Source organism: Priestia sp. P5_B4 (assembly GCF_056400385.1).
The window spans coordinates 1-2,295 of the sequence record NZ_JBFULJ010000619.1; the positions used below are offsets into that span (position 1 = coordinate 1).

At 41.0% G+C, this 2,295-nt stretch carries 3 protein-coding genes; all 3 read right to left on the bottom strand.

The genetic code is table 11. The annotated features are described in order from the left end of the window. Nucleotides 1–124: 124 nt before the first annotated feature. Entirely contained in the window at nucleotides 125–811 is a 687-nt protein-coding gene (locus AC1DRF_RS23785) for an urease accessory protein UreF (protein ID WP_230183480.1), read from the bottom strand. Further along, a complete protein-coding gene (gene ureE / locus AC1DRF_RS23790; RefSeq protein ID WP_477741852.1) occupies nucleotides 804–1,250 on the bottom strand; it encodes an urease accessory protein UreE in 447 nt (148 codons plus the stop codon). Before ureE ends, AC1DRF_RS23785 begins: the two co-directional genes overlap by 8 nt. 10 nt (nucleotides 1,251–1,260) lie before the next feature. Beyond that, nucleotides 1,261–2,295: urease subunit alpha (locus AC1DRF_RS23795; RefSeq protein WP_477741853.1), on the bottom strand; the 1,035-nt coding region annotated here is incomplete at its 5' end.

The window sequence follows — 2,295 nt, forward strand, 5'->3', positions numbered from 1 at the left end:
CTTCTAGTGCACGCGTAAATCGTTCTACTAACATTGTTATCCCTGCACCAACAGGTCCACCAATTCCAATTTAAATTGCATTCATTTTTTACGCCTTCATCGTTAGAAGGCTTTCCCWCCTTTTTTATGACATGAACAATCGTACATGCAATTGTTCATGTTGCATTTGAGCGATTTCTAACCCTGGTGTCACCGCACCAAATTCCTCTTGATCCGCTTGTAAAATATGCTGAAGTGCGTGCTGTAGCAGCGGCTGAAAAAGAATGAGCGTTTTTTGTCCATCCGTTTGACCGATCGGTATGCCGCGAACAGCATTTTGAATTAACGAAGAAATGCTAGCGTACAAGTGACTTAAAATTGCGTCTTCTTTTGTGATATTTAACTGCAGGCTGGCTAACGCAAATACAACAGCAGGATGTCCATACGCCTTCTTTGCTTTTACCTCACTCATATACTTTTCTAAATAAGAGCCTTGAAATAATTCTAAGCAAAGTTTTAACATGCGCTGGCCCACGCGTCTTGTCCCTTCTCTTGTTTCTTTTGACAAAGCAAGAGCGTATAATTCATGATCCACTCTCATAATTTCGGTAAACTGGTCATGATTCGCATACTCATAAGCCAGTCTGCATGCTAAGCCGTCCGTATACGTCAGCTGAACATCAAGGTATGTACGAAGCGCTTCTTGAAAGGTTTCTGTGTTGTAAATTTGATCTCGCTGAATATACGTTTCAAAGCCAAACGAATGTGAAAATGCACCGGATGGAAAATTTGAATCACATAGTTGAATCAGCGAAAGCGATGAATTAGTCATGACTGTGTCCGATATGCTTAAAAGCTTGTTTTACTTTTCTTTTTTCGCGCTTATAGGGAATATCAAGCTGTTGAAGCAATTCTTCGACTAAATAATCGTACTGTACGAGCATGTCTCCACCTTCAAACTGTGCTGGCAAATGTCGGTTGCCAAGCTGATGAGCAATTTCTCCCATTTGCTGAATATTAATCGGCTGAATGGTTAAAATATCGTCTGCCACCACCTGCACAACAATCATATTGCTTTCATCCATAAACAGCACGTCGCMATCAGTGAGCTCGCGATTTTCTTTTAGACGAATTCCTAGTTCCTTACCGTGATCTGTTACAACGCGTTGAACGCGTTTTACTAAGTGATCACTTTCGATATATACCTTTTCTATATGCGGAGCCCGTTTTTCTAATGTTGCCATATTTCCGATAATTTTTTCGATTACCATTTCTTTCACCTCAAAATAAAAAGTATCGCTGCGCCATAGGCACAACTTCTGCTGCTTCACATGTAATCATTTGTCCATCTACTTTTACTTCGTACGTTTGGGGATCAACTTCAATTTTAGGCATTTCCCCGTTTAACTTCATATCTGTTTTTTTTAATTGACGAATATTTTTGACCGGTTTAAGCAGCTTTTGCAACCCCAGTTTCTCGCCCACTTTGTTCTCGTACGCTGCTTTTGACACAAACGTAAGAGATGTTTTAGCTCTTGCCTTTCCATAAGAAGCAAACATCGGACGGTATAAAACCGGCTGTGGAGTTGGAATTGAAGCATTAGGATCTCCCATTAAGCTGTGTGCAATCAAACCGCCTTTTACAATCAAGTCAGGCTTTATTCCAAAAAAAGCTGGCTCCCATAGGACTAAGTCAGCCATTTTCCCTGTTTCTACTGATCCTACATATTCGGAAATTCCATGAGCAATAGCTGGATTAATCGTATATTTAGCTACATAGCGTTTGACACGTGCGTTATCGCCAACTTCGCTGTCACCATCAAGTTTCCCTCGTTGCTTTTTCATTTTGTCAGCTGTTTGCCACGTTCTTGTAATTACTTCGCCTACACGTCCCATTGCTTGAGAATCTGAAGAAATCATACTGAATACACCTAAATCGTGTAAAATATCTTCAGCTGCAATCGTTTCTTTGCGAATGCGAGAATCAGCAAAAGCGATGTCTTCTGGTACAGAGGGATCAAGATGATGACATACCATGAGCATATCTAAATGTTCTTCAAGCGTGTTGACAGTATAGGGCCTTGTTGGATTAGTTGATGATGGAAGCACGTTTGGAAAGCTTGCCATTTCCATAATATCAGGTGCATGTCCGCCTCCAGCTCCTTCAGTATGATAGGTATGAATGACTCGATCGCCAATCGCTGCAATCGTATCTTCGACAAAGCCGCCTTCATTTAAAGTATCTGTATGAATCGCAATTTGAACATCGTACTCGTCTGCTACCTGTAAGCTTGTGTCAATGGCAGATGCTGTGGT